17 protein-coding genes are annotated in these 20,675 nt (G+C 71.3%); 3 read left to right on the forward strand and 14 right to left on the reverse strand.

All coding sequences use genetic code 11. The annotated features are described in order from the left end of the window. Nucleotides 1–8: 8 nt before the first annotated feature. The 6 genes from IE325_RS08230 to IE325_RS08255 all read right to left on the reverse strand — a co-directional run bounded on the left by IE325_RS08230 (nucleotide 9) and on the right by IE325_RS08255 (nucleotide 11,911). Nucleotides 9–569 (reverse strand): DUF6817 domain-containing protein, encoded by a 561-nt coding sequence (locus IE325_RS08230; RefSeq protein ID WP_190069050.1) that lies wholly within the window; start codon nucleotides 567–569, stop codon nucleotides 9–11. Continuing rightward, nucleotides 566–1,549, reverse strand: coding sequence for a TauD/TfdA family dioxygenase (locus IE325_RS08235; protein ID WP_190069051.1), 984 nt, complete (start codon nucleotides 1,547–1,549; stop codon nucleotides 566–568). Before IE325_RS08235 ends, IE325_RS08230 begins: the two co-directional genes overlap by 4 nt. A 34-nt stretch (nucleotides 1,550–1,583) precedes the next feature. Continuing rightward, nucleotides 1,584–10,808, reverse strand: a complete 9,225-nt coding sequence (locus IE325_RS08240; protein ID WP_190069052.1) for a non-ribosomal peptide synthetase — start codon at nucleotides 10,806–10,808, stop codon at nucleotides 1,584–1,586. Beyond that, a complete protein-coding gene (locus IE325_RS08245) occupies nucleotides 10,805–11,044 on the reverse strand; it encodes an MbtH family protein (protein WP_190069053.1) in 240 nt (79 codons plus the stop codon). Before IE325_RS08245 ends, IE325_RS08240 begins: the two co-directional genes overlap by 4 nt. Nucleotides 11,045–11,131: 87 nt before the next feature. After that, nucleotides 11,132–11,302: a hypothetical protein gene (locus tag IE325_RS08250; protein WP_190069054.1), complete on the reverse strand. Its 171-nt coding sequence runs from the start codon at nucleotides 11,300–11,302 to the stop codon at nucleotides 11,132–11,134. Nucleotides 11,303–11,677: 375 nt separating this feature from the next. Beyond that, nucleotides 11,678–11,911, reverse strand: a complete 234-nt coding sequence (locus IE325_RS08255) for a hypothetical protein (RefSeq protein WP_190069055.1) — start codon at nucleotides 11,909–11,911, stop codon at nucleotides 11,678–11,680. A 324-nt stretch (nucleotides 11,912–12,235) separates the two neighbouring features. Between IE325_RS08255 and IE325_RS08260 the strand changes: the two genes are divergently transcribed. Then, on the forward strand, nucleotides 12,236–13,225 hold the full coding sequence (locus IE325_RS08260; protein WP_229911711.1) for a helix-turn-helix domain-containing protein: 990 nt from the start codon (nucleotides 12,236–12,238) through the stop codon (nucleotides 13,223–13,225). 18 nt (nucleotides 13,226–13,243) lie between these two features. Here the strand turns inward: IE325_RS08260 and IE325_RS08265 are convergent, their stop codons facing one another. Both IE325_RS08265 and IE325_RS08270 read right to left on the reverse strand, forming a co-directional pair. Next, nucleotides 13,244–13,489 (reverse strand): DoxX family protein, encoded by a 246-nt coding sequence (locus IE325_RS08265; protein ID WP_229911712.1) that lies wholly within the window; start codon nucleotides 13,487–13,489, stop codon nucleotides 13,244–13,246. A gap of 42 nt (nucleotides 13,490–13,531) precedes the next feature. Continuing rightward, nucleotides 13,532–14,137, reverse strand: coding sequence for an NADPH-dependent FMN reductase (locus IE325_RS08270; protein ID WP_190069056.1), 606 nt, complete (start codon nucleotides 14,135–14,137; stop codon nucleotides 13,532–13,534). A 114-nt stretch (nucleotides 14,138–14,251) separates the two neighbouring features. On the opposite strand from IE325_RS08270, the gene IE325_RS08275 reads away from it, so the two are divergent. Continuing rightward, on the forward strand, nucleotides 14,252–14,911 hold the full coding sequence (locus IE325_RS08275; RefSeq protein ID WP_190069057.1) for a TetR/AcrR family transcriptional regulator: 660 nt from the start codon (nucleotides 14,252–14,254) through the stop codon (nucleotides 14,909–14,911). 22 nt (nucleotides 14,912–14,933) lie between these two features. Here the strand turns inward: IE325_RS08275 and IE325_RS08280 are convergent, their stop codons facing one another. Continuing rightward, nucleotides 14,934–15,731: an SDR family oxidoreductase gene (locus tag IE325_RS08280; protein ID WP_190069058.1), complete on the reverse strand. Its 798-nt coding sequence runs from the start codon at nucleotides 15,729–15,731 to the stop codon at nucleotides 14,934–14,936. Nucleotides 15,732–15,745: 14 nt separating this feature from the next. Beyond that, nucleotides 15,746–16,660 (reverse strand): NAD-dependent epimerase/dehydratase family protein, encoded by a 915-nt coding sequence (locus tag IE325_RS08285; RefSeq protein ID WP_190069059.1) that lies wholly within the window; start codon nucleotides 16,658–16,660, stop codon nucleotides 15,746–15,748. Between the two features lie 111 nt (nucleotides 16,661–16,771). Between IE325_RS08285 and IE325_RS08290 the strand changes: the two genes are divergently transcribed. Further along, nucleotides 16,772–17,731: a D-2-hydroxyacid dehydrogenase family protein gene (locus tag IE325_RS08290; RefSeq protein ID WP_190069060.1), complete on the forward strand. Its 960-nt coding sequence runs from the start codon at nucleotides 16,772–16,774 to the stop codon at nucleotides 17,729–17,731. Nucleotides 17,732–17,737: 6 nt separating this feature from the next. Here IE325_RS08290 and IE325_RS08295 read toward each other — a convergent pair whose 3' ends face one another. The 4 genes from IE325_RS08295 to IE325_RS08310 all read right to left on the reverse strand — a co-directional run bounded on the left by IE325_RS08295 (nucleotide 17,738) and on the right by IE325_RS08310 (nucleotide 20,548). Next, nucleotides 17,738–18,598, reverse strand: a complete 861-nt coding sequence (locus IE325_RS08295) for a tyrosinase family protein (RefSeq protein WP_190069061.1) — start codon at nucleotides 18,596–18,598, stop codon at nucleotides 17,738–17,740. Next, nucleotides 18,582–19,073, reverse strand: a complete 492-nt coding sequence (locus IE325_RS08300; RefSeq protein WP_190069062.1) for a tyrosinase family oxidase copper chaperone — start codon at nucleotides 19,071–19,073, stop codon at nucleotides 18,582–18,584. The genes IE325_RS08295 and IE325_RS08300 overlap by 17 nt, the downstream gene beginning before the upstream one ends. Before the next feature lie 107 nt (nucleotides 19,074–19,180). Next, the gene (locus tag IE325_RS08305; protein ID WP_190069238.1) at nucleotides 19,181–19,720 is read right to left on the reverse strand and encodes a vitamin K epoxide reductase family protein; all 540 of its coding nucleotides are present in this window, start codon (nucleotides 19,718–19,720) and stop codon (nucleotides 19,181–19,183) included. A gap of 60 nt (nucleotides 19,721–19,780) precedes the next feature. Beyond that, the gene (locus IE325_RS08310; protein WP_308437642.1) at nucleotides 19,781–20,548 is read right to left on the reverse strand and encodes a glycoside hydrolase family 16 protein; all 768 of its coding nucleotides are present in this window, start codon (nucleotides 20,546–20,548) and stop codon (nucleotides 19,781–19,783) included. Nucleotides 20,549–20,675: the final 127 nt, after the last annotated feature.

Genomic DNA, 20,675 nt, shown 5'->3' on the forward strand with positions numbered 1-20,675 from the left:
GCCTCGTCTCAGATCGCGGGCAGGGTCAGCGGGTCGAACCCGTAGGCCTGCTCCAGTGCGTGCCGTACGGCATCGGGCAGATGGCGGCGCATCTCGTCGAACTCACGGGCCCGGCTGAGTTGTGCCGACTCCGGGAAGCGGGGCCGCTGTTCGAGCCAGTTGGCCACGGTGAGCGCGGCGAGGTCGGTGTACTGCCGGTCGGTGACGCCGATGTGCTCCCCGGTGCGGGTCTCCAGCAGGAAGGGCGCCCCGTCGAAGGCGGCGTCGAAGATGCTGCCGCGCGCCACGGTCCCGAAGAGATGGACCAGCAACTCGGCTTCGTCGCCGATGAGTTCACGGACGGCGGGCCGCAGCTCCAGGGGTACGGCGCCGGTCGGGAAGATCTCCGTGCCGTACACCGAGTGGAAGAGGCCGGCGTCGCACAGCGCGTCGCCGCAATCCCAGGCCCGCAGCAGGTCGTGGACGCCCTGCAGATGCGCCAGCAGGTCGGCGCCGGAGTGGGCGAGCGCGTCGGTGCCGTGCCGCTCCAGGAAGGCGATCTTGTCGGTGTGGCCGACGGGGGCGGTCATGACCGGGCCCCGTCGGTGGCGAGGGTGTCGATCGTGCCGGTCATGGCGACGAGGATCTTGCGGGGGCCCTCGAAGCTGGAACGCCCGTGGGCCATGGCCATGTTGTCGACCATCAGCAGATCATCCTGCTGCCAGGGGAAGGCGAGGGTCTCCGCGTCGTAGGCGGCCCGTACGGCGGCCAGGTCGGCCTCGGGGATGGGGCTGCCGTCGCCGTAGTAGGCGTTGCGCGGCAGGTCCGCCTCGGGCATGAGGTCGAGGAGGGCCTGGCGGGTGGACTCCTTGAGGTTGGAGATGTGGAACAGGTGCGCCTGGTTCATCCAGCCGGTCCGGCCGGTGACGGGGTGCTGGGCGACGGCCTGGCAGATCTCGGTGGTGCGCAGCGCCCCGTCGTCGAGCCATTCGAAGGCGATGCCGCGTTCCCGGCAGAACCGCTCGACGGCCGCGCGGTCGGACGTCGCGAAGGCGTCCTCCCAGGAGATGCCGAGCCCCGCCCGGTAGTTGCGGACGTAGCGCACCCCGTGCCGCTCGAAGCGCTCCCGCACCTCGGCGGGGATGCGCTCGTACACGGCGTGGCTGTCGGCGAGCGGGGTCTCCCCGCCCACGGGTGCGGCGACGGCGGCGTAGAACCAGATCCGCTCCGGCCAGAAGCTGGTGTAGCTCATCTCGTTGTGGAGCGGGATCACCTCGCTCGCCGGGTACTCGGTGGAGGTGTAGACGTCGCCTACCTTGCTGCGGGGTGTGGAGCCGTAGGTGTACTCGCCGAGTTCCTCGCCGAAGACGCGGACGAACCGGGAGAAGGCCGAGGGGTCCGGGGCGTCGAAGCCGCGCAGCAGACAGGCGCCCGCCTCCAGCAGCCGTGCCTTCAGCCGGTCGGCGTTCTCCGCCGCCCAGGTGGCGGGGTCGAGGCCCGGTTCGGTCGCCTCGTGGACGGCCACCCGGTCCCGGTCCGGGAACAGGCACCATTCCTTGACGTAAGACATGTGACGGGAGTTCCAATCGTTCGCAGGGTGGGGGTCAGACGCCGTCCGGCCGGACGAACGACCTGAGGGCGCGCGCCACCAGGTCCGCGAGGCGCTCGACCGTGGCGCGGTCGTGCAGCCGGGAGCTGTAGCGGATGGTGAGGCCCAACTCGCCGTCGGCGATACCGACGTTGACGATGAGGCGGTGCATCCGGGCCAGGTCCGGCACAGGTGCGAGCTCGCCCATGGCCGGCCCGAGCAGCGGTGACTCGTCCTGGCTCGCCTCGTACTCGCCCCAGTTGCTCAGCAGGATGTCCGGCTCGCCGAGCGGCGCGAGTTCCTCGGCGACCCGGTGACGGGCGCCGCCGTAGCGCAGCAGGCCGTAGCCGAGGCCGCCGCGTGGTACGGCCCTGACCTGTTCGGCGACCGCGTCGAGCACGGCGCGCGGGGAGGTGTCCGCGGGCAGCTCCAGCAGCCTCGGCGAGGTCGTGGAGAAGCGGCCGATGGCGCGGGACAGGTCCAGGTCCTCGCCGCCCGCCTCACGCCCCCGGGAGACCAGGTCGAGCAGGATCGACGTCTGCCCGGACCAGTCGGCGACGCCCTTCAGCAGGGCCGCCTGGAGGGCGTCGTTGAGGGAGAGCCGGTAGGTGCGCGGCATCATGCGGCGCAGTTCGGCCGTGGTAGCCGCGTCGAGGGCCACCTCCACCGATTCCTCGGAGGCCATGCCTCCCGTGCCGTCCTCGTGGTCCAGCGGCAGACGCGGCACGGGGCGCTCGGCGATCGCCGTCCAGTACGCGGCGTCCTCGTCGAGCTCCGGCGAGGCCGCGAGGCGGTCCAGGCGCCGCGCCCACTCGACGAAGTGCGCGGTCTGCGCGGGGAGTTGGGGTTGCCGCCCGGCGGCGAGGGCCAGATAGGCGCTCTGGAGGTCCTCCAGCAGGATGCTCCAGGAGCTGTTGTCCATCAGCTGGTGGTGCACGATCGCCACGAGTACGTCGGGCCGGTCCTGGCCCTGCTTCACCAGCGCGAAGTGGAGCAGCGGCCCGTTGCCGTAGTCGAGTTTGCGGTGCAGGGACCGGTCGAGCCGCCCGAACGCGACGCCGAGGGCGTCCGGTTCGAGCGCGGAGAGGTCGACGCTGGTGAACGGCGCCTGCTCGAAGCGCTCCTGGACCCGGACCGTGTACCGGCCGTCCTCCATCGGGAAGCAGATCCGCAGCGCGTCGTGGTGGTCCACGACCTGCGTCACCGCCTGCCGCAGGAGTTCGGGGTCGAGGGGCTGCTTGGTCTCGAAGGTGAAGACATGGGTGTAGAGATGCTGGTCGGTGAACTCCCGCCGCAGGAAGGCGTGGTGCGAGGGCACCAGCGGGATACGGCCCGGACGCCCTTCGTCGTGCGTGTCCTCGCCCCGTGCCGCCGTCAGGTCCGTGGCGACGGCGGCGAGCCCCGCGATGGTCGGGTTGGCGATGAACTGCGCGGGCGTCACATACACACCCGCCTTACGCGCCCGGTCCACCACCCGGATCACATGCAGCGAGTCACCGCCGACCGCGAAGAAGTCGTCGTCCGTCCCGACCTCCGGCACCCGCAGCACCTCGCACCAGATGGCGGCGAGGGTGCGCTCGACCGGGCTCATGGCCTCGCCTGTCGGGGCGGGCGCTGCCGGGAGGTCGTCGCCCAGCCGCACGAAGCTGCGCAGGCTGTCCTCGACCAGGCCGGCCAGGCGCTCGATGCTCGCGCGGTCGTTGAGGTTCCGGCTGAAGCGGAACCCGACCTTGAGAGCGCCGCTGTAGACCCGGCAGTCGATCATGAGGCGGTGCATGCGCTGGAGCTCGGGCATCGGCCACGCGTCCTCGACGGGCGGGCCGAGCACCGGTGAATCGGCCACGACGTTGTCGAAGTCGCCCCAGTTGTTGAGCAGGATGTGCGGCTTGCCCAGGGCCGCCAGGGCCTCGGAGACCTCCGGCCGGGCACCGATGTAGCGCAGCAGGCCGAAGCCGAGCCCCTTGCGGGGAACGGCGCCGAGCTGTGCGGCGACCGAGTCGAGCAGGGCACGCGGGCCGTCCTGCGACGGGGCTTCGAGCAGCCGTGGGGAGGTCATGGAGAACCGTCCGATGGCGCGCGAGAGGTCGAGGCCGGTGTCGCCGAGTTCCCGGCCGCGGGCGACCAGGTCGACGATCACCGAGCTCTGTCCCGACCATTCGGTGAAGCCCCGGAGGGTGGCCGCGAGCAGGGCCTCGTTCACCGACAGGCGGTACCCGTGCCGCATGGCCAGACGCAGGGCCGTCGTCTCCTCGGCGTCGAGTCCGATGACCACCGACTCCTCGGTGGACATGCAGTCCTCGCCGCCCTCGTGGTCCAGCGGCCACTCCGGTACGGGGCGTTCGGCGAGGGCGCTCCAGTAGGCGGCGTCCTCGTCGAGCTCCGATGAGCGGGCGAGCCGGTCGAGGCCGCGCGCCCAGGACGCGAAGGACCCGGTCGCCGGCTTGAGGTCCGGCTCCCGACCTGCGGCGAGGGCGACGTAGGCGTCCTGGAAGTCCTCCATCAGCACGTCCCAGGAACTGTTGTCCATGAGCTGGTGATGGACGATCACGATCAGCGTGTCGGGCCGGTCCGGCCCGAATCTGACGAGCGCGACATGCAGCAGCGGCCCCTGGGCGAAGTCGAGCTTGCGGTGCAGGGCGGCGTCCAGCCGCTGGAACGCCACGTCCTGGGCGGCCGGTTCGAGCGCCGACAGGTCGACACTGGTGAACGGCGTGCGCTCGAAGCGCTCCTGGACCCGCACCCGGTAGGTGCCCCCGTCCTCCGGGAAGCAGATCCGCAGCGACTCGTGGTGCTCCAGCACGCACGCCACGGCACGCTCCACGAGCGCGGGGTCGAGGGGATCGTTCGCCTCGTAGATGAACGGGTGGGTGTAGATCTCCTTGTCCGCGAAGTCCCGTTCGAGAAACGCGAGATGCGACGGCACCAAGGGCACCGGCCCCCCGTCGGCGCCCCGGTCCTCGACCGTGCGCACATCGCCGAGCGCGGCGAGTCCGGCGATGGTCGGATGCGCGATGAACTGCGCCGGCGTCACCGCCACACCCGCCTTACGCGCCCGGTCCACCACCCGAATCACATGCAGCGAATCACCACCCAGCGCGAAGAAGTCATCCTCAAGCCCGACCTCCGGCACCCGCAGCACCTCACGCCAAATACCGGCCAGGATCTCCTCGGTACGGCCGTGCGGTCGTCCGCCCCCGGCCAGCGCCGCCAGCCCAGCGACGGTCGGATGCGCGATGAACTGCGCCGGCGTCACCGACACACCCGCCTTACGGGCCCGGTCCACCACCCGAATCACATGCAGCGAATCACCACCCAGGGCAAAGAAGTCATCCTCAAGCCCGACCTCCGGCACCCGCAGCACCTCACGCCAGATCCCGGCCAGGATCTCCTCGGTACGGCTGTGCGGCCGTTCGCCAGACGTCGGCGTCGGTCCGGTGGCCGGGGTGGTCAGTGCCGCTCGGTCGACCTTGCCGTTGGGCAGTCGTGGCAGGGCGTCGACGAGGACGAGCGTCGGCACCATGTAGTCCGGCAGTGTCTCGCGCAGTGCGGTGCGCAGGGTGTGTGCCGTGGCCGGGGAACCGGCGCGGAGAGCCACGTGGCCGACCAGGCGGCGTTCGTCGACGGCGTCCTCGACGCACAGCACGGCGCACTCGGCGACGCCGTCCAGCGCGGACAGGACCGAGGTGACCTCCTGCGGCTCCACCCTGTGCCCACGGATCTTCACCTGGTCGCCGATGCGGCCGAGGAACTCCACCCGGCCGTCGGCCAGCAGCCGTCCCCGGTCGCCGGTGCGGTAGAGCCGGCCGCCCTCGGGCCCGAAGGGGCTGGCGACGAACCGTTGCGCGGTGAGCGCCGGGTCGCCGAGATAGCCGAGCGCCAGTCCGGTGCCGCCGATGACGATCTCGCCGGGGTGGCCCAGCGGCACCGGCCGCAGCCACTCGTCGACGACATGGACCTGGGCACCGCCGATCGGCCGTCCCAGCGGCACGACCGCGCCGCGCCCGTCCCGGCCGCCCACGACCGGTGCCACGGCGACGATGCCCGTGGTCTCGGTCTGGCCGTACATGTTGACCAGCCGGGGCGTCCGGCCCGGCGCGGCCCGCAGCGCCTCGGGCAGGTCGTACGACAGGGGTTCGCTCGCGGTGAGCACCAGCTCGGGCCGCCACCCCTGGTGCCGAGCCAGCGCGGGCTGCACCACCCGCAGATAGGACGGTACGAGGTCCAGCACCTGCACCCCGTGTCCGGCGGCGTACTCCAGCAGCGCCTCCGGCGAGGCGATGCGCTCCCGGTCCGCGACGACGACCCGGCCGCCGTGCGCGAGCGGCACCGCGAACTGCCGTACGGACGAGGAGAAGGCGAAGGACGCGGTGTGCAGATACACCGGTTCCGCGGGCAGTTCCACGGCCTCGGGCAGTGCCGTCAGATACGCGGCAAGGGCCCCGTGGGTCAGGACGACGCCCTTCGGCAGCCCCTGGGTGCCGGAGGTGTAGACGACGTACGCGGGCATGTCCGGCGACGGCTCGGTCAGCGGCGGCGCCGGTTCCGTGAGCGCGGGCGCCCCGGCCTCCGCGTCCTCCAGGACGAGCAGTTCCCCCGCCACCTCGGGTGCCGAACCGGCCAGCGCACGGGAGGTGAGGACCAGCGCGGGCCTGGCGTCGGCGACGATCGCCGCCCGGCGCTGCGCCGGATAGGCCGGGTCCAGCGGCACATACGCGCCGCCCGCCTCCAGCACCGCCAGCACGGCGACGAGGAAGTCCACACCGCGGTCGAGGTACACGCCGGCCATGGCCCCGGGGCCGACCCCGGCGGCGGCGAGGACCCGGGCCAGCTTCCCGGATCTGGCGCGCAACTCCCCGTAGGACAGGGTCACTTCACCGCCGGTCACAGCGGGTGCGTCGGGGCGCCGCGCGGCCTGCTCGACGAAGCGCCGCACGAACGTGTGCGCCTCGGTGTCCTCCGGCAGCCGCGCGCCCCGGGCCAGTGCCTCGATGCCCTGCCGTTCCTCCGTCGGCAGGATGTCGAGGCCGCCCAGGACACGCTGACCCGGGTCCCGTACGAGCCGCTCAAGGAGCGTCTCCAACCGGTCCGTCATACGCGCGACGGTGTCCGCGTCGAACAGGTCGGTGCTGTACTCGACATGGCCCGCGAGCCCGTCCTCGGTCTCCCACAGGTCGACGACCAGGTCGAAGCGGGCGGTGTGCTGCTCGCCGTCCAGTTCGGTGAGGCGCAGTTCCGCGCCGGGGTCGGGCAGCGAGTCGCCGTTGTTCTGGAGGGCGAAGCGCACCTGGAACAGCGGCGAATGGCTGAGGCTGCGGCGTGGCGCCACGGCGTCGACGACCATCTCGAAGGGCACGTCCTGGTGGGCGTAGGCCCCGTGCGCCGCCTCCCGCACCCTCTGTAGCAGCTCGGCGAAGGTCGGGTCGCCGGAGAGGTCCACGCGCAGGGCGAGGGTGTTCGCGAAGAAGCCGACCAGCGGCTCCAGTTCGGTCATGGTGCGGCCGGCGATCGGTGTGCCCACGGTGATGTCCGTCTGGCCGCTGGAGCGGGCCATCAGCACGTCGAATCCCGCGAGCAGCACCATGAACAGGGACACGCCCTCGCGCCGCGCGAGCTCGGTGAGGGACCGTGACAGCTCCCGGGACCAGCGCATCTCGTGCCGTGCGCCCTTGAAGCTCTGCGCCGCGGGCCGGGGCCGGTCGGTCGGCAGCTCCAGCACGGGTACGTCGGCCAGGGTCCGCTTCCAGTAGTCGAGCTGACTGTCCAGTTCCGCGCCCTTCAGCCACGAGCGCTGCCATCGCGTGTAGTCGACGTAGGTGAGCGGGAGCGGTGCCAGCGGTGAGGGCTCGCCGGCGTGGAAGGCGCGGTACAGGGCGACGAGTTCGTCGAGCACGACGTTGACGGACCAGCCGTCCGACACGGCGTGGTGCAGGGTCAGCAGGAGGACGTGCGCGTCCGGGGCGAGGCGCAGCAGCCGGCAGCGCACCAGCGGGCCCTCGCCCAGGTCGAACGGGGTCCGGGCTTCCTGGTCCACCAGCGCCTCGAAGAGCTTGCGCTGTTCCGCCTCGCCCTCCAGGGAGATCTCCTCGAAGGGCACCTTCCGGGCCGGAAGGATGGCCTGCATCGGCTCGCCGTCGAGCGAGGGGAAGTACGTCCGCAGCCCCTCGTGCCGGGCCCACAGCGCCTCGAAGGCCTGCCGCAGCGCGGCCCGGTCCAGCGTGCCGTCCAGCCGCAGGGCGATGGGCACGTTGTAGAAGGAGCTGTCCTGGGCGAGCCGGCTCAGGAAGTACAGCCGGCCCTGCGCGTACGACATGGGCGCCGGGGTGGTGCGGGGCGTCGGCACGACCCGTGGCCGCTGCCGTTCGCCGCCGAGGTTCTCGATCTGTGCGGCGAGGTCGGCCAGGGACGAGGCCCGCAGGAAGACCCGTAGCGGAATGTCCATGGCCAGCGCGTCCCGCAGCCTGGCGACGGCCTGCGTCGCCAGCAGCGAATGTCCGCCCAGCGCCAGGAAGTTGGCTTCCCGGCCGACCTCGGGCAGCCCCAGCACCTCGGCCCACACCTCGGCGATGGTCCGCTCCAGCGCGGTCACGGGCAGCTCGGCCGCGCCGTCGGACCCGGTCGCGCCGACGTCGGCCGGGCGGGGCACGGCGGGCCAGTCGATCTCGCCGCCGGAGGTGCGGGGCAGGGCGGGCAGCACGATCAGGTCCGCGGGCACCGCGCACCCGGGAAGCTCCCGGGCCAGGGCGGCGCGCAGGGCGTCGGCCGACGTGCCCTCGGGGTCCGCCACGGCGACACAGGCGACCATGGCACTCCGGTCGGAGCCCTCGGCGACGGCTGCCTCCCGCACCTCGGGAAGCCGCTCCAGGGCGGCCTCGACCGCCGCCGGTTCGACGAGCCGCCCGCCCACCCGTATCCGGGAGTCGACACGGCCGACGTACTCGATACCACCGCCCGGACCGACCCGGACGAGGTCACCGGTACGGAACATCCGCGCACCCGGTGTACCGGCGAACGGGTCGGGCAGGAACCGCCGCGCCGTCAGTTCGGGCCGGTTCCGGTAGCCGCCCGCGACACCGGCGCCGCCGAGCCAGAGCTCCCCGACGGTGCCGGGAGCGGCGGGCCGCAGCGCGGCGTCGAGGACATGGTGACGGGTGCCCCGCGGTTCTTCGGTGGTGAGCAGTGCGCGGAGCGCGTCGGCGACGGTGGGTCCGTCGTCCCCGGCGCAGTACCGGGCCAGGTCGCGATGGGTGACGACCAGCCCTTCAGGCCGCGCGGTGGCACCGGCGCCGTACAGGACGCAGCTCGCGCTCAGCGGATGCGGCGCCGACGGGTCGACGGCGGGCAGGGACCCCGGATCGTCGTCCGGACGCACCCACGCCCGTCCTTCGGCGAGCGAGTCGTGGCCCTTGTCCGTCAGTACGACGGTGACGTCGGCGTCGTCCAGCACGCTCGCGATCCCGGCGGCCGGGCCGGTCGGATCGACGGGCACACAGACCGCGCCCGCCTTCAGGGTGCCGAGCGCACCGGCGACCAGGTCGGCGCCCGGTTCGAGGAGGAGCGCGACGCGTGTCCCGGGCCCGGCACCGGCCGCGCGCAGCGACCGCGCGAGCCGATCGGCACGCCGGTCCAACTCGGCGAAGGTCGGGCCGGGTTCGACGGTGGCCATCGCCGGGGCGTCCGGGGTACGGCGCACCTGCCGCTCGAACTCCTCGTGCGCACACCGCCCTTCGAACGGCACGGCCTCCTGACCCTCCCGCCAGGCCTCGGCCATCGCCCGGGTCTCGTCGGCGGACAGGAGAGGGGCCTGTCCGACGGCCGTGTCGGGCTCGTGGGCGAGAGAGGCGAGCAGGGTGCCGAGGCGGAAGATCAGCGCGGTGGCGGTCGGCTCGGCGAAGAGGTCGGTGGCGTATTCGAGGGTGCCGTGCAGATCACCCGCGGCGTCCGGCCACAGCTCCAGCGTCAGGTCGTACTTCGCCGTACCGGTGTGGTGCTCGACGGTGGTGACCCGCAGGCCCCCGGTCTCCTCGTCCATCGCCTGGTCGTCCAACAGCGCAAAGCTGACCTGGGCCAACGGGGCGTGGGCGAGGCTGCGGGCCGGGTCGACCACGTCGACCACCCGGTCGAAGGGGACGCCGCTGCGGGCGAGGCCCTCCTGGGCGATGTCGCGGACCCGGCGGACGAGTTCGCGGAAGGTGGGGTCGCCGGAGGTGTCCACCCTGAGGGCGATGGAGTTGACGAAGAAGCCGACGACGTCCTGGATCTCGTCCTGCGGCCGGTTCGCGACCGGCGTCGCGACGGTGACCTCGCCCTGCGTCGAACATCGGGACAGCAGGGCGCAGTACGCGGCGAGCAGCACCATGAACGGGGTCGCCTGCTCGGCGCGGGCGACCTCCCGCACCGCCGGCCAGACGCCCGACGGCAGTGTGAACCGGTGCAGCGCGCCCCGGAAGCTCTGTACGGCGGCCCGCGGCCAGTCGATCGGCAGGTCGATGGCTCCGGGCGCCCCCCGCAGCGTCCGCCGCCAGTAGTCCAGCTGAGGCGCGAGTTCACTCTCGCGCTCCGGCTTGGCCTCCCAGGCCGTGTAGTCGGCGTACTGCACCGGCGGCGCAGCGAGTTCGGCCTCGTCTCCGCTGACACCGGCCGCATAGAGCTTCATCAGCTCGTCGATCACGATGCTCATGGACCAGCCGTCGCACACGCTGTGGTGGATGGCGAGCAGCAGCACATGCTCCGCGGGACCGAGCCGGAAGAGCCGGACGCGGGCGAGCGGCCCGTGCTCCAGCGAGAAGGGCCGGGCCGCCTCGGCCTCCAGCGCGGCGATGAGCGCGGTGTCGTCGGCGCCGTCCGGCAGGGTGAGGGGCGTCAGGCCGACCTCGATCTCCGGCAGGATCCGCTGCACGGGGCTGCCGCCGGGGGCCGGGAACACGGTCCGCAGCGACTCGTGCCGCGCGAAGACCCGCTGTACGGCCGTCCGCAGCGCCTCGGTCTCCAGCGGGCCGGTGAGCCGCAGCGCCACCGACAGGTTGAACACCGGGCTGCCCGGGGTGAGTTGGTCCATGTACCACAGGCGTCGCTGCGCGGCCGAGACCGGCGGCTCCCCGTCGCGGGGCACGGGCACCACGGTGTCGGCGGCCCGGCCGCCGCGTCCGGCGAGGCGCTTGGCGAGAAGCGCTCGCTTCGCGGGGGACATGGCGTCGAGGCGTGCCTGCGAGACGAGCTGCCCCGCGGGACCAGTTGCGCTCATCGGGCGGATTCCCTCTCGGACGACGCGGTGCGCGCCATGTGGGCGACAAGACTGAGTGGCCTCATATCCGTCCAGTTCGCGTTGATGAAATCAATGCAGGACGGGCGATCGGCCGCACCGTGGGACACCGTCCAACCGGCCGGCACCTGAGCGAACTCGGGCCACAGGGAATACTGTCCTTCGTCGTTCACCACCACGAAGAAGCGGCCATTGGGGTCGTCGAGCGGATTCGACATAAAGCCTCACTCTTTGCCTGGGTTCATTTATCGATCAACAACACGTCGGCCGATTGCACGGAACGGATCCGAGTGAAGTGCGGGGGCTCAGTCCCACGCCCAGTTGTCCTGCGTGGTGGCCGTGATGACCTCGGAGGACACCGCGCCGGCGGTCGTCTGCGGCGCCGCGTCGGACGCTTGGGCGGCCGATATCGCGGGAAGGGTGAGAATCACGGAGAGGAACGTCGCGCTCAGGACCTGCTTGATACAGCGGTTCATCTCGACCTCACGGTTTTCGGGCGTGCCGAAGCAACGCGGATGGGTACGCGACTTCACAGGAAGGGGATCGCGTCATTCCGGAAAGCCCCCCTTCGTCGGGAGGGAATCTCCGGTCGACTGGCTAGATCCTGACCCGCGTGAAGGCCTTGTGTCAGCGCTGTCCGATGGCAGCAGGCGGACATGACCTAGAGATGCCATCACCGCCGGATCCATATCCGTACGGAAATTCCCTGGTCAATGCGGGAAGAAAGCGTCGGCGGGCAATCGCGAACGCCCGCTGGACCGCCGTGAGTCGGCGGCAGGGGTCAGCGATGCGGAAGCGGGGGCGAGAGAGAGGGGGGGGCCGAAAAGAGGGGGCGGGGGCGAGGGCGGGGTTCAACCGGCCTCGGAGACATCCCCGTCCGGGAGGAAGGACGCCTGGGCCGCCCATACGCCGAGCGCCATGTCGGCCGTGCACGAGGCGAGCCGCCAGCCGTCGAAGCAGCTCCGGGTCAGCCACTCCGCCCAGGCGGAGGCGGCCAGTCGCTCGGCCCGGACCAGATCGGCGGCCACCACGAAGGTCATGGCCATCACCACGGGCGGGCTGGGGACGAGGCTGACGTGTTCCACACCTGGTTGCTCGTCATTCCGGATCTGTTCGGAGGCCATCTCACAGAGCTGCTGAGCAGTCTGTGAGGCCCCGCGATCCGGGTGAAGGACAACCTTGATGGCGTACATGAGGAGAACATACGCAGCTGGGGTGCCTTGGAGCGATTGTGCGCACGACCGCTTGCGGACATGACATGGAGCTGCCACAGGTTTGTTACAACCCCCGGGCGGCGGGAGGGCGTCCACACTCCCGGCGGGGCTGCAAATTCGATCTGTTGATCGCAACAACCCTGCCAGTATGATGCGCCAGAACCGCGGCATGGCACCGCCGCGGGAAACGGGGGGATGACCGGGATGCTGGAGAGCGTCGGGCTGGCCACGCAGGATCAGGACGTCTATCGGACGCTGCTCCTGCACCCCGACTGGGGTATACGCGACATCCAGCAGGATCTCAGCCTGCCGGAGGACAAGGTCCGCGGGGCGCTCGACCGACTCGCCCGGCTGTCCCTGTTGCGTCCCAGCGCGGACGCCGATCACTTCATCACGGCCAACCCCGAGGTCGAGCTCAAGCCCCTCCTCGAACGGATGGAGGCCGAGCTCGACGAGCAGCGCGCGAGACTCACCCGGGACCGGGCGACGGTGGCCGCGCTGGCCGCCGAGTACACCTCACTGCGCATCCAGGCCGGGTCGCAGGGCGTGGAGCGCCTCGAAGGCCTGGACGGCGTCCGCGTCCGGCTGCAGGAACTCGCGCAGAGCGCCACGTCCGAGGTCCGCGCCTTCATGCCCGGCGGCGCGCTGAGCCCGGGCGCGCTGGAGGCGGCCCGCCCCCTGGACGAGGACACGCTGACACGCGGTGTCCGGATGCAGACGGTCTACCTCGACAGCGTGCGCAACGACCACGCCACCGTGGAGTACGCCGCCTGGTTCACCGCACGGGGCGGCCAGGCCCGTACGGTTCCCTCCCTTCCGATGCGCCTGATCCTGTGCGACCGCTCCGTCGCCGTCGTCCCGGTGAACCCGGACGCCAGCCGGGAGGGCGCGTTCGTCATCCAGCTCTCCAGCGTCGTCGCGGCCCTCAACCAGCTCTTCGACCTGGTCTGGGAGCGCGCCGCACCGCTGGGAGACGTCCCGGCGCCCGACTGCGAGGGCCCCAGCGAACGCGACCTGGCCCTGCTGAAGATGCTGGAGGACGGCCTCACCGACGAGGGCGTCGCCCGCAAACTGGGCGTCTCCATCCGCACGGTCCGCCGCCTCATGGCCGACCTGCTCAAACGCCTCAACGCCCAGAGCCGCTTCCAGGCCGGCGTGGAGGCCGTACGCCTGGGCTGGCTCTGACACCGACGGCCGTCCGGATCACAGGTTGACGAGGCCCAGCACCAGCGGGGCGGCCGATACCGGTACCAGGACGAACGGCACCGGAACACCCTTGACGTCCTTGACGCGCAGATGCGAGACGACCGCGCCGAGGAAGAAGCGCACCACCCTGACGGCGGCCGCGATGCCCAACGGCCGGTAGAAGATGTCGGCCAGCAGGCCTGCGGCACCGGCGAACTTCAGCAGCGCCGGCATCGTGTGCCAGCTGCCCGGGGCGCCGAACACGACTTCTCCGGACCATCGAAGTGGAAGTGGGACCGGAAACGCTCAGGCCTGCGGGTTGTAGGGAGACTTGGCGCGGGCCTCGTGCAGTGCGGTGCCCCACCAGGCGAGTTCGTCGAGCATCACCTTGAGGGCGCCGTTCGTGCCCTCGGTGTCGCGGGGGGTGCCGTCCTCACCGAAGGCCTCCCAGTAGAAGGGGAAGGCCAGCCCGTCGCGGATGGTGACGGCGTGCATCTCGGCGAAGATCTGGCGCAGTTGCTCGACGGCGCGCAGGCCGCCGCTCTGGGCGCCGTAGGAGACGAAGCCGACCGGCTTGGCCTGCCACTCGGTGAAGTGCCAGTCGATGAGCGACTTCAGGGACGCCGGGAAGCTGTGGTTGTACTCGGGTGTCACCACGACGAACGCGTCGGCGGCGGCCAGCTGCGCGGAGAGCGGCAGCATCCGCACCGGCCGCACCTCCTCGGTCGCCATGGCGGGCGGCGTCGCGGGCAGGGCGAGCGGCAGGTCCGTCTCGGCGAGGTCGACGACCTCGACGTCGAAAGCGCCGTGCTCCTTGGCCAGGCCGGCGAACCAGCCGGTCACGACTTCACCGAACCGGCCCTCACGGACCGAGCCGAGTATGACGGCGAGCTTCAGGGTGTTCGTGGACATGCTGAGGTGCTCCTGATCGAGAACGGTGTCGAGGGTGTCGTTCGTGCCGCCGGTAAAGTACAACGTGCATTGCACCGTGTAAAGTGACCGTTGTAATCGACCAGGAGGTGCCAGATGACCAGTGCGGACAGCGGGCGGGGCAGGCCGCGCAAGGGGTTCCCGGAGAAGCGGCGGGCCATCCTGGACGCATCGCGGAAGGTGTTCGGCCGGGTCGGCTACCAGGGCGCCAGCATCGACATGATCGCCACCGAGGCGTCGGTGTCGACGCGCACGATCTACAACCACTTCGAGAACAAGGAACAGCTGTTCTCCACGGTGCTGATCGAGAGCTCGGAGCAGGTGGCCGCCGCCCACGAGGCGATGGTCGAACGATGTCTCGGCGCCACGTCCAGCGCGGCCGGTCTGGAGGCCGACCTGGTCGCCCTGGCCGAGGACTGGGTGCGGCCGCGCCCGGAGTTCACCGACCACTTCGCGATCGTCGCCCGCATCAACGCCGAGGGCGAGAACTTCCCCGGCGACCTCCACGACGCCTGGCAGAAGGCCGGCCCGCTACGGGTGCAGCGCACTCTCGCCGCCCGGATGGCCCGGCTCGCCGAACTCGGGCTGCTGCACGTCCAGGACTCGGAGCTGGCCGCCCAGCACTTCGTCGTCCTGGTCACCAACACCTGGGGCCGGGGCCGGGCGGGCGTGGACGCGCTGTCCGACGCCGAGACGCACGAGATCGCGGCGGCCGGCGTCCACGCCTTCCTCCACGGCTACCTCCCCCGCAGCTGAACTCCCGCCTGCCGTACGGGAGTCACAGATCGGTGCCGCCGCTGACGTCCAGGCACTGCCCCGTGATCCAGCGGGAGTCGTCGGAGGCCAGGAACGCCACCACGTCCGCCACATCGGAAGGCTCACCGATCCGGCCGAAGGCGGACCGCGCGGCGAGGGCGGCCCGCGCCTCGGGCGTCGTCCTGCGCCGGGCGTTCATGTCCGTCGCGATGAACCCGGGCCTTACGGAGTTGACGGTGATGCCACGCCCGGCGAGTTCCTTCGCCAGACACAGCGTCATCGTGTCCAGCGCCCCCTTCGACATGGCGTACGCCATCGACTCGGGGAAGGCATGGCGTGCGGCCAGCGAGGAGACGTTGATGACACGCCCGCCGTCCCGCAGCCGCGGCAGCGCGCCCTGCACCAGGAAGAACGGCGCCTTGGCGTTGACGGCGATCATACGGTCGAAGACCTCGGGCGTGGCCTGCCCGATCGGCCCCGAACCGCTGACTCCCGCGTTGTTCACGAGAATGTCGAGCGGGCACGCGCCCTCGGCCGCCGCGCCCGTCTGCTCCCGCACCCCGGCATCGAAGGCCGCGAAGACGGCATTGACGTCACCAGGCACCCCGAGCTCCGCCCCGACCGGGAAGGCCCGACCGCCGTTCTTCCGTATTCCCGCGACGACTTCGAGCGCGGCGGCCTCACTACGGCCGTAGTGCACGCCGACCAGCGCCCCGTCACGGGCCAGCCGCTCGGCGATGCCTCGGCCGATCCCGCGGCCGGCCCCGGTGACGAGGGCGATCTTGTCCGTGAGCGCGCGTCCGGTGGCCAAGCCAGTCATGCCATTTATGCCAGTCATGTCATGAACTCCCTGTACCACGGCGCATGTTCGGCCAGGCTCTCCGCAAACCCGGCACCAGGATCGACACCGACCCGCGCCCAGAAGCCACCGTCCGCGAACCAGTGGTCCACCGCGAGCAGCCCCAGGTGATGGTGCAGCGCACGCGACCGCCCGACGAGCCGCGCCCGCGCCTCACCGAGATCGACCCGCCCACCCGCCAGCGGCAGCCCGAACCGCCCGGCCACCGCATCGAGCAGTTCCGAACTGCCCACCGGCTCGGGGTGGTTGACGTGATGCACGCCCGCCAGCCCAGGGTCGTCCGACAGCCCGGCCGCGACCACCGCACGCCCCAACGCCCGTACGTCGACGACCGATTGCCGGGCCCCGCACCCCTCCACCCCCGCCGACAACGCGCCCAGCAGCGCCACGAGCCCCGGCACCACCCACCGATCACCGGTCCCGAGCACGAGATGCGGGCGCAGTACGACCCCGCCCGCGTCCAGCACATGCCGCTCGGCGGCGGCACGGGAACGGCTGGTCGGCGAGGCGGGCGCGGGCACCGATTCCCCCGGGAGCAGGTCGGTGAAGGGCCCCCGGCCGTACACGGCCGCCGTACTCACGTACACGATGCGCCCCACCCCCGCCCGCGTCGCCTCCGCTACCAGGGCGCGGGTGCCGCGGTCGTTGACGGCCTCGGCGAGTCGCTCGTCGCCGCCGATGTGGGAGGCGCAGTGCAGGACGACGTCGATGCCGTCGCAGACGCCGCGCAGGGACGCCGGGTCGGTGAGGTCGGCGCGTACGACGTCCGCTGCCGGGGACAGTCGCACGGGGTCACGAAGCAGCAGCCGGTGACCGGGTTCCCGCAGCGCCGCGACGACATGCCCACCGATGAAGCCGCTGCCCCCGGTGACAAGGATGCGTGCCGACAAGCGCGAGTACCCCCTCTCGACCGTCGGGCCGCACGTCGCGGTCCGTGATCACCGTACAGTCGTTCCCGTCGGTCCTCCCGGCCATGGAAGGCACCACGGAAAGGAACCACCGTGCGGCTGCGCTGTGCTGTGCTCGACGACTTCCAGAACGCGGCGGTCCAGGCCGCCGACTGGTCGCCGCTCGCGGACGACGTGGAGGTCGTCCCCTTCACCACCCATTTCCCCGACGAGGACGCGCTGGCCGTGGCCCTCGCCGACTTCGACATCGTGGTCACCCTGCGGGAACGCGTCCCCTTCCCCGCCTCCCTGATCGCCCGTCTCCCCCGGCTGCGGCTGCTGATCGCCTCCGGCATGCGCAACTCGGTGATCGACTACGCCGCCGCCGAGGCGCACGGCGTCACCGTCTGCGGCACCGCCAGCTCCTCCACCCCGCCCGTCGAACTCACCTGGGCCCTGCTGCTCGGCCTCGCCCGCGGCCTGGTCCAGGAGAACAACGCCCTGCGCGCGGGCGGCCCCTGGCAGAACACGGTCGGCGCCGATCTGCACGGCCGCCGTCTGGGCCTGCTGGGCCTCGGCAAGATCGGCAGCCGTGTCGCCCGGGTCGGCATCGCCTTCGGCATGCACGTCAGCGCCTGGAGCCAGAACCTCACCAAGGAGTACGCCGACGAGGTGGGCGTCGAACTCGCCGCGTCCAAGGAGGAGTTGCTGGGCGGGAGCGACTTCGTCTCCATCCACCTCGCCCTGAGCGACCGCACCCGGGGCCTGCTCGGCGCCCCCGAACTGGCCCTGCTCAAGCCCACGGCGTATCTGATCAACACTTCCCGCGCGGCGATCGTCGACCAGGACGCCCTGCTCACCGCCCTGCACGAGGCCCGTATCGCAGGGGCGGCGGTCGACGTCTTCGACACCGAGCCCCTCCCCGACGACCACCCGATGCGCACGGCCCCCCGCCTCCTCGCCACACCCCACCTGGGCTATGTCTCCCAGGCCAACTACGCGACGTACTACGGCCAGGCGGTGGAGAACATCCAGGCGTATCTGACGGGCGCACCGGTACGACGGCTGCCCTGAGGTCCGCTATGCGTACCGGTAGATCTGGGACACGTCCTCCAGATCGTCCGGCGTCATGTCCCACGGCGGCATCCGCTCGTGCCGCGCGACGATCCGCCGGTACTGGTCGCTGCCCTGCGCGGGCGGCTTGTCCGGCAGGTAGCGGTGATTGCGGTGGCGCTGCTGCCAGCGGGACCACTGCATGTCCACGAAGGCGTGGTGCAGCCAGAACACGGGGTCGTTGACGGAGGCGCCGCCGAGCATCGAGCCCCCGACCCAGCGGTGCACGCGGTTGTGGTTGCGCCAGGGGTCCCGGCCCCGGCTCCACCCCTCCAGCCGGTTGCGGAAGCCTTTGGTGACCGTCGAGTTCCACGGGGCGACGTCATAGACGGGGTCGTCCAGCGCCTGCCGCAGATCGGCCTTGGTGGGCAGGTCGAGCGGGCTGCGGGAGCGGCCCAGGTCCCGGGTGAGGAAGTCGCCGGCGGTGACGTTCGCCCTGATGGTCCAGTTGCCCGTCGCATGGGCGAACGGCCCGGTCATCACCCGCCGGTCGCCGGGCCGCCCGTTGCCGCCGAGGAGATCGTCGGTCCAGGGCAGCGCGGTGGCCTTGCGGTCCTTGGTCCAGTCCCAGTACGGCACCGTCACCGAGTCGTCGACCCGGCGCAGGGCCTCCTCCAGGTCCAGCAGGAACATCCGGTGCCAGGGCAGGAAGGAGGGCGCCATGTGCGCGGCGCGCAGGCCCCGTGAGCCGTCGCCGATGAAGTGCGCGATGTGCAGCCGTACGAACTCGTCGTAGACCCCGCGCCGTTTGATCTCCAGCAGCGCCTCGATGAACCGCCGCCGCTCGGTGCGCGTCAGCTTGCTCACGTTCTTACGCACGTACACCATGCTCTGCCTCCCTGTGCGGATGCCCGCCGTCGAACGGACCAGGGGCCAGGTCGCGCAGCCGCTCGCGGGGCCCGAGTTCGTCGACGGCCGCGCGGGTCGCCTCCAGCGGGGTCCGGTGCCAGCCGTAGTGGTCGACCATGCTCAGCCAGGTCCCGTCGGCCCGGCGCATCAGATGCAGCGGCCGGCCGTCCACGGTGACGTGCCAGGCGACGTCGAGGGCGCTGAGGCCGTCGTGGGAAACCGGAACGCCCTGGATGTGGCGGCCCCGATAGGTCTCGTCGAAGGGGCCCTCGACGCCGGCGCCCAGCGGCCGGTCGGCGGACCGCGAGGGCCGTGAGGCGGTGATCACGGGGGCGAGCGCCACCGCGGACGAGGCCAGCAGCATCCGCGCCGCCTCCCGCCGCGTCCAACTGCCGGACCCGGCGCCCGCGCCCTGGACCCCGCCCACCGAAACGCCACTCGCGCTGACGGCCATCGCTCACTCCTCGTACGGTTCGGTGTTCGTACGAGTAGCAGTTCAGAGCGCCGGGCGGTCACCACCGAAGCGCCGGTACGGCCGTGTCGCCCCGGGTGCAGCAATGGTCAGCTTGTCCAGAAGTCCCACCAACGGGTCAGGATCAGCATGCCGACGACGCCGATGTGCAGCACCGGGAGCACCCAGGTGAACTCGTCGAGGAAGGACCGCACCGGGGCCGGCGCGGGCAGGAAGCCGACGCGCACGAGGAGGGCCGTGACGTACCAGAACAGCGGGATCGTCGCGAGCCAGGCCAGACAGCACCACAGGCACAGGGCGTTGATCCGATACAGCGACTCGAACTGCAGCCAGGAGACGAACCCGATCCCGAAGACACAGCCCGCCTCGAAGGTCAGCCAGTACCAGCGCGGGAACTTGACCCCGGTCAGCAGGCTCACCCCGACGCAGAGCACGATGCCGTAGGCCACCAGGCCGAGCATCGGATTGGGGAACCCGAAGGCCTCGGCCTGGTCGCTCTTCATCACGCTGCCGCAGGACACCACCGGGTTGAGGCTGCAGCCCGGGACGAAGCCGGGGTCCTCCAGCAGCTTGAACTTGTCGAGGGTGATGACCCAGGACGCCACCAGACCGGCCGCCCCGCAGACCATCAGCAGCAGGGCGAACGCCCGGCTGCCACCCGCGCGTGCGTCAGTGACCACCGCGCGACCTTATCGACGGCCCGAGGCACTTCCGCGGTAGACGCGCACATGGCCGACCTCGAAGGTGATCGGTTCCGGTCCGCACGGAGCCGGGTGATGCGCGCCGGCGCTCACCGACAGGTTCAGGATCAGATACGCCGACCAGTCGGGTCCGACGCCGGTGCCGTCGCGGAAGACGCAGCCGCCGTCGACATACCACTCGACACACCGTTCGCCGTAGCGGGTGCCGAGGGTCACCCACCTGCCGGGGGCGACGGCACGCTCGTCGGTGAAGTAGCTCGCCGCGTGGTTGACGTGGTTGGACAGCTCCAGCAGATGCGGGTTGTCCGGGTGGTACTCGAAGGTGTCGACCTCGTTGCCGCCCTCGTCCCAGGTCCACAGGGCGGGCCAGGCCCCCGTCCCGGCGGGCAGCCTGACGCGGGTCTCGATGAGGTCCCCGGTCCGCACCCGGAACTCGTCGGCGGAGTACTCGGTGGTCAGCAGCCCGGTGTGCCAGGCCTGCATTCCGTTCTCCAGGGTGCGGCCGGCCGGGGTGGCGGTGAAGGTGGCCACACCGTCGGAGACGGTCACACAGGCGGGGTCGAGCCAGTCGAGCTTGTTGTCGTCCGGGTTGTGGTCGCAGTGGCGGAACGCGCTGGTGCGGTCGCCGACCCATCGGGTGCCCCAGGCGATCGGGGCGTCGAACTCCTCCGCCCAGACCAGTGATCCGGCCGGGGTCGGGGACGGCGTGAATTTCTCACCGCCGGTGATCATGTCGAGGAGAGCGCTGAATTTCATATTTCCGATGATGCGAAAGCTTCTGCGCATTGCATTCTTCCCTCCTCGACTTTCATGCGTATGGAGCAACGCACCGCATTTACAGGGTCGATGGGCTGCTATGTTCTCCAACCGTTGGATCAGAGGT

The sequence above is a fragment of the Streptomyces lanatus genome (assembly GCF_014655715.1).
Taxonomy (GTDB): Bacteria; Actinomycetota; Actinomycetes; order Streptomycetales; family Streptomycetaceae; genus Streptomyces; species Streptomyces lanatus.

Coding starts and splice junctions, on each gene's coding strand:
- IE325_RS08280 (WP_190069058.1), bottom strand. CDS start 15,731: ATGACTGGCTTGGCCACCGGACGCGCGCTCACGGACAAGATCGCCCTC.
- IE325_RS08240 (WP_190069052.1), bottom strand. CDS start 10,808: ATGAGCGCAACTGGTCCCGCGGGGCAGCTCGTCTCGCAGGCACGCCTC.
- IE325_RS08275 (WP_190069057.1), top strand. CDS start 14,252: ATGACCAGTGCGGACAGCGGGCGGGGCAGGCCGCGCAAGGGGTTCCCG.
- IE325_RS08245 (WP_190069053.1), bottom strand. CDS start 11,044: ATGTCGAATCCGCTCGACGACCCCAATGGCCGCTTCTTCGTGGTGGTG.
- IE325_RS08310 (WP_308437642.1), bottom strand. CDS start 20,548: ATGAAATTCAGCGCTCTCCTCGACATGATCACCGGCGGTGAGAAATTC.
- IE325_RS08235 (WP_190069051.1), bottom strand. CDS start 1,549: ATGTCTTACGTCAAGGAATGGTGCCTGTTCCCGGACCGGGACCGGGTG.
- IE325_RS08270 (WP_190069056.1), bottom strand. CDS start 14,137: ATGTCCACGAACACCCTGAAGCTCGCCGTCATACTCGGCTCGGTCCGT.
- IE325_RS08250 (WP_190069054.1), bottom strand. CDS start 11,302: ATGAACCGCTGTATCAAGCAGGTCCTGAGCGCGACGTTCCTCTCCGTG.
- IE325_RS08300 (WP_190069062.1), bottom strand. CDS start 19,073: ATGGCCGTCAGCGCGAGTGGCGTTTCGGTGGGCGGGGTCCAGGGCGCG.
- IE325_RS08295 (WP_190069061.1), bottom strand. CDS start 18,598: ATGGTGTACGTGCGTAAGAACGTGAGCAAGCTGACGCGCACCGAGCGG.
- IE325_RS08305 (WP_190069238.1), bottom strand. CDS start 19,720: ATGGTCTGCGGGGCGGCCGGTCTGGTGGCGTCCTGGGTCATCACCCTC.
- IE325_RS08230 (WP_190069050.1), bottom strand. CDS start 569: ATGACCGCCCCCGTCGGCCACACCGACAAGATCGCCTTCCTGGAGCGG.
- IE325_RS08260 (WP_229911711.1), top strand. CDS start 12,236: ATGACCGGGATGCTGGAGAGCGTCGGGCTGGCCACGCAGGATCAGGAC.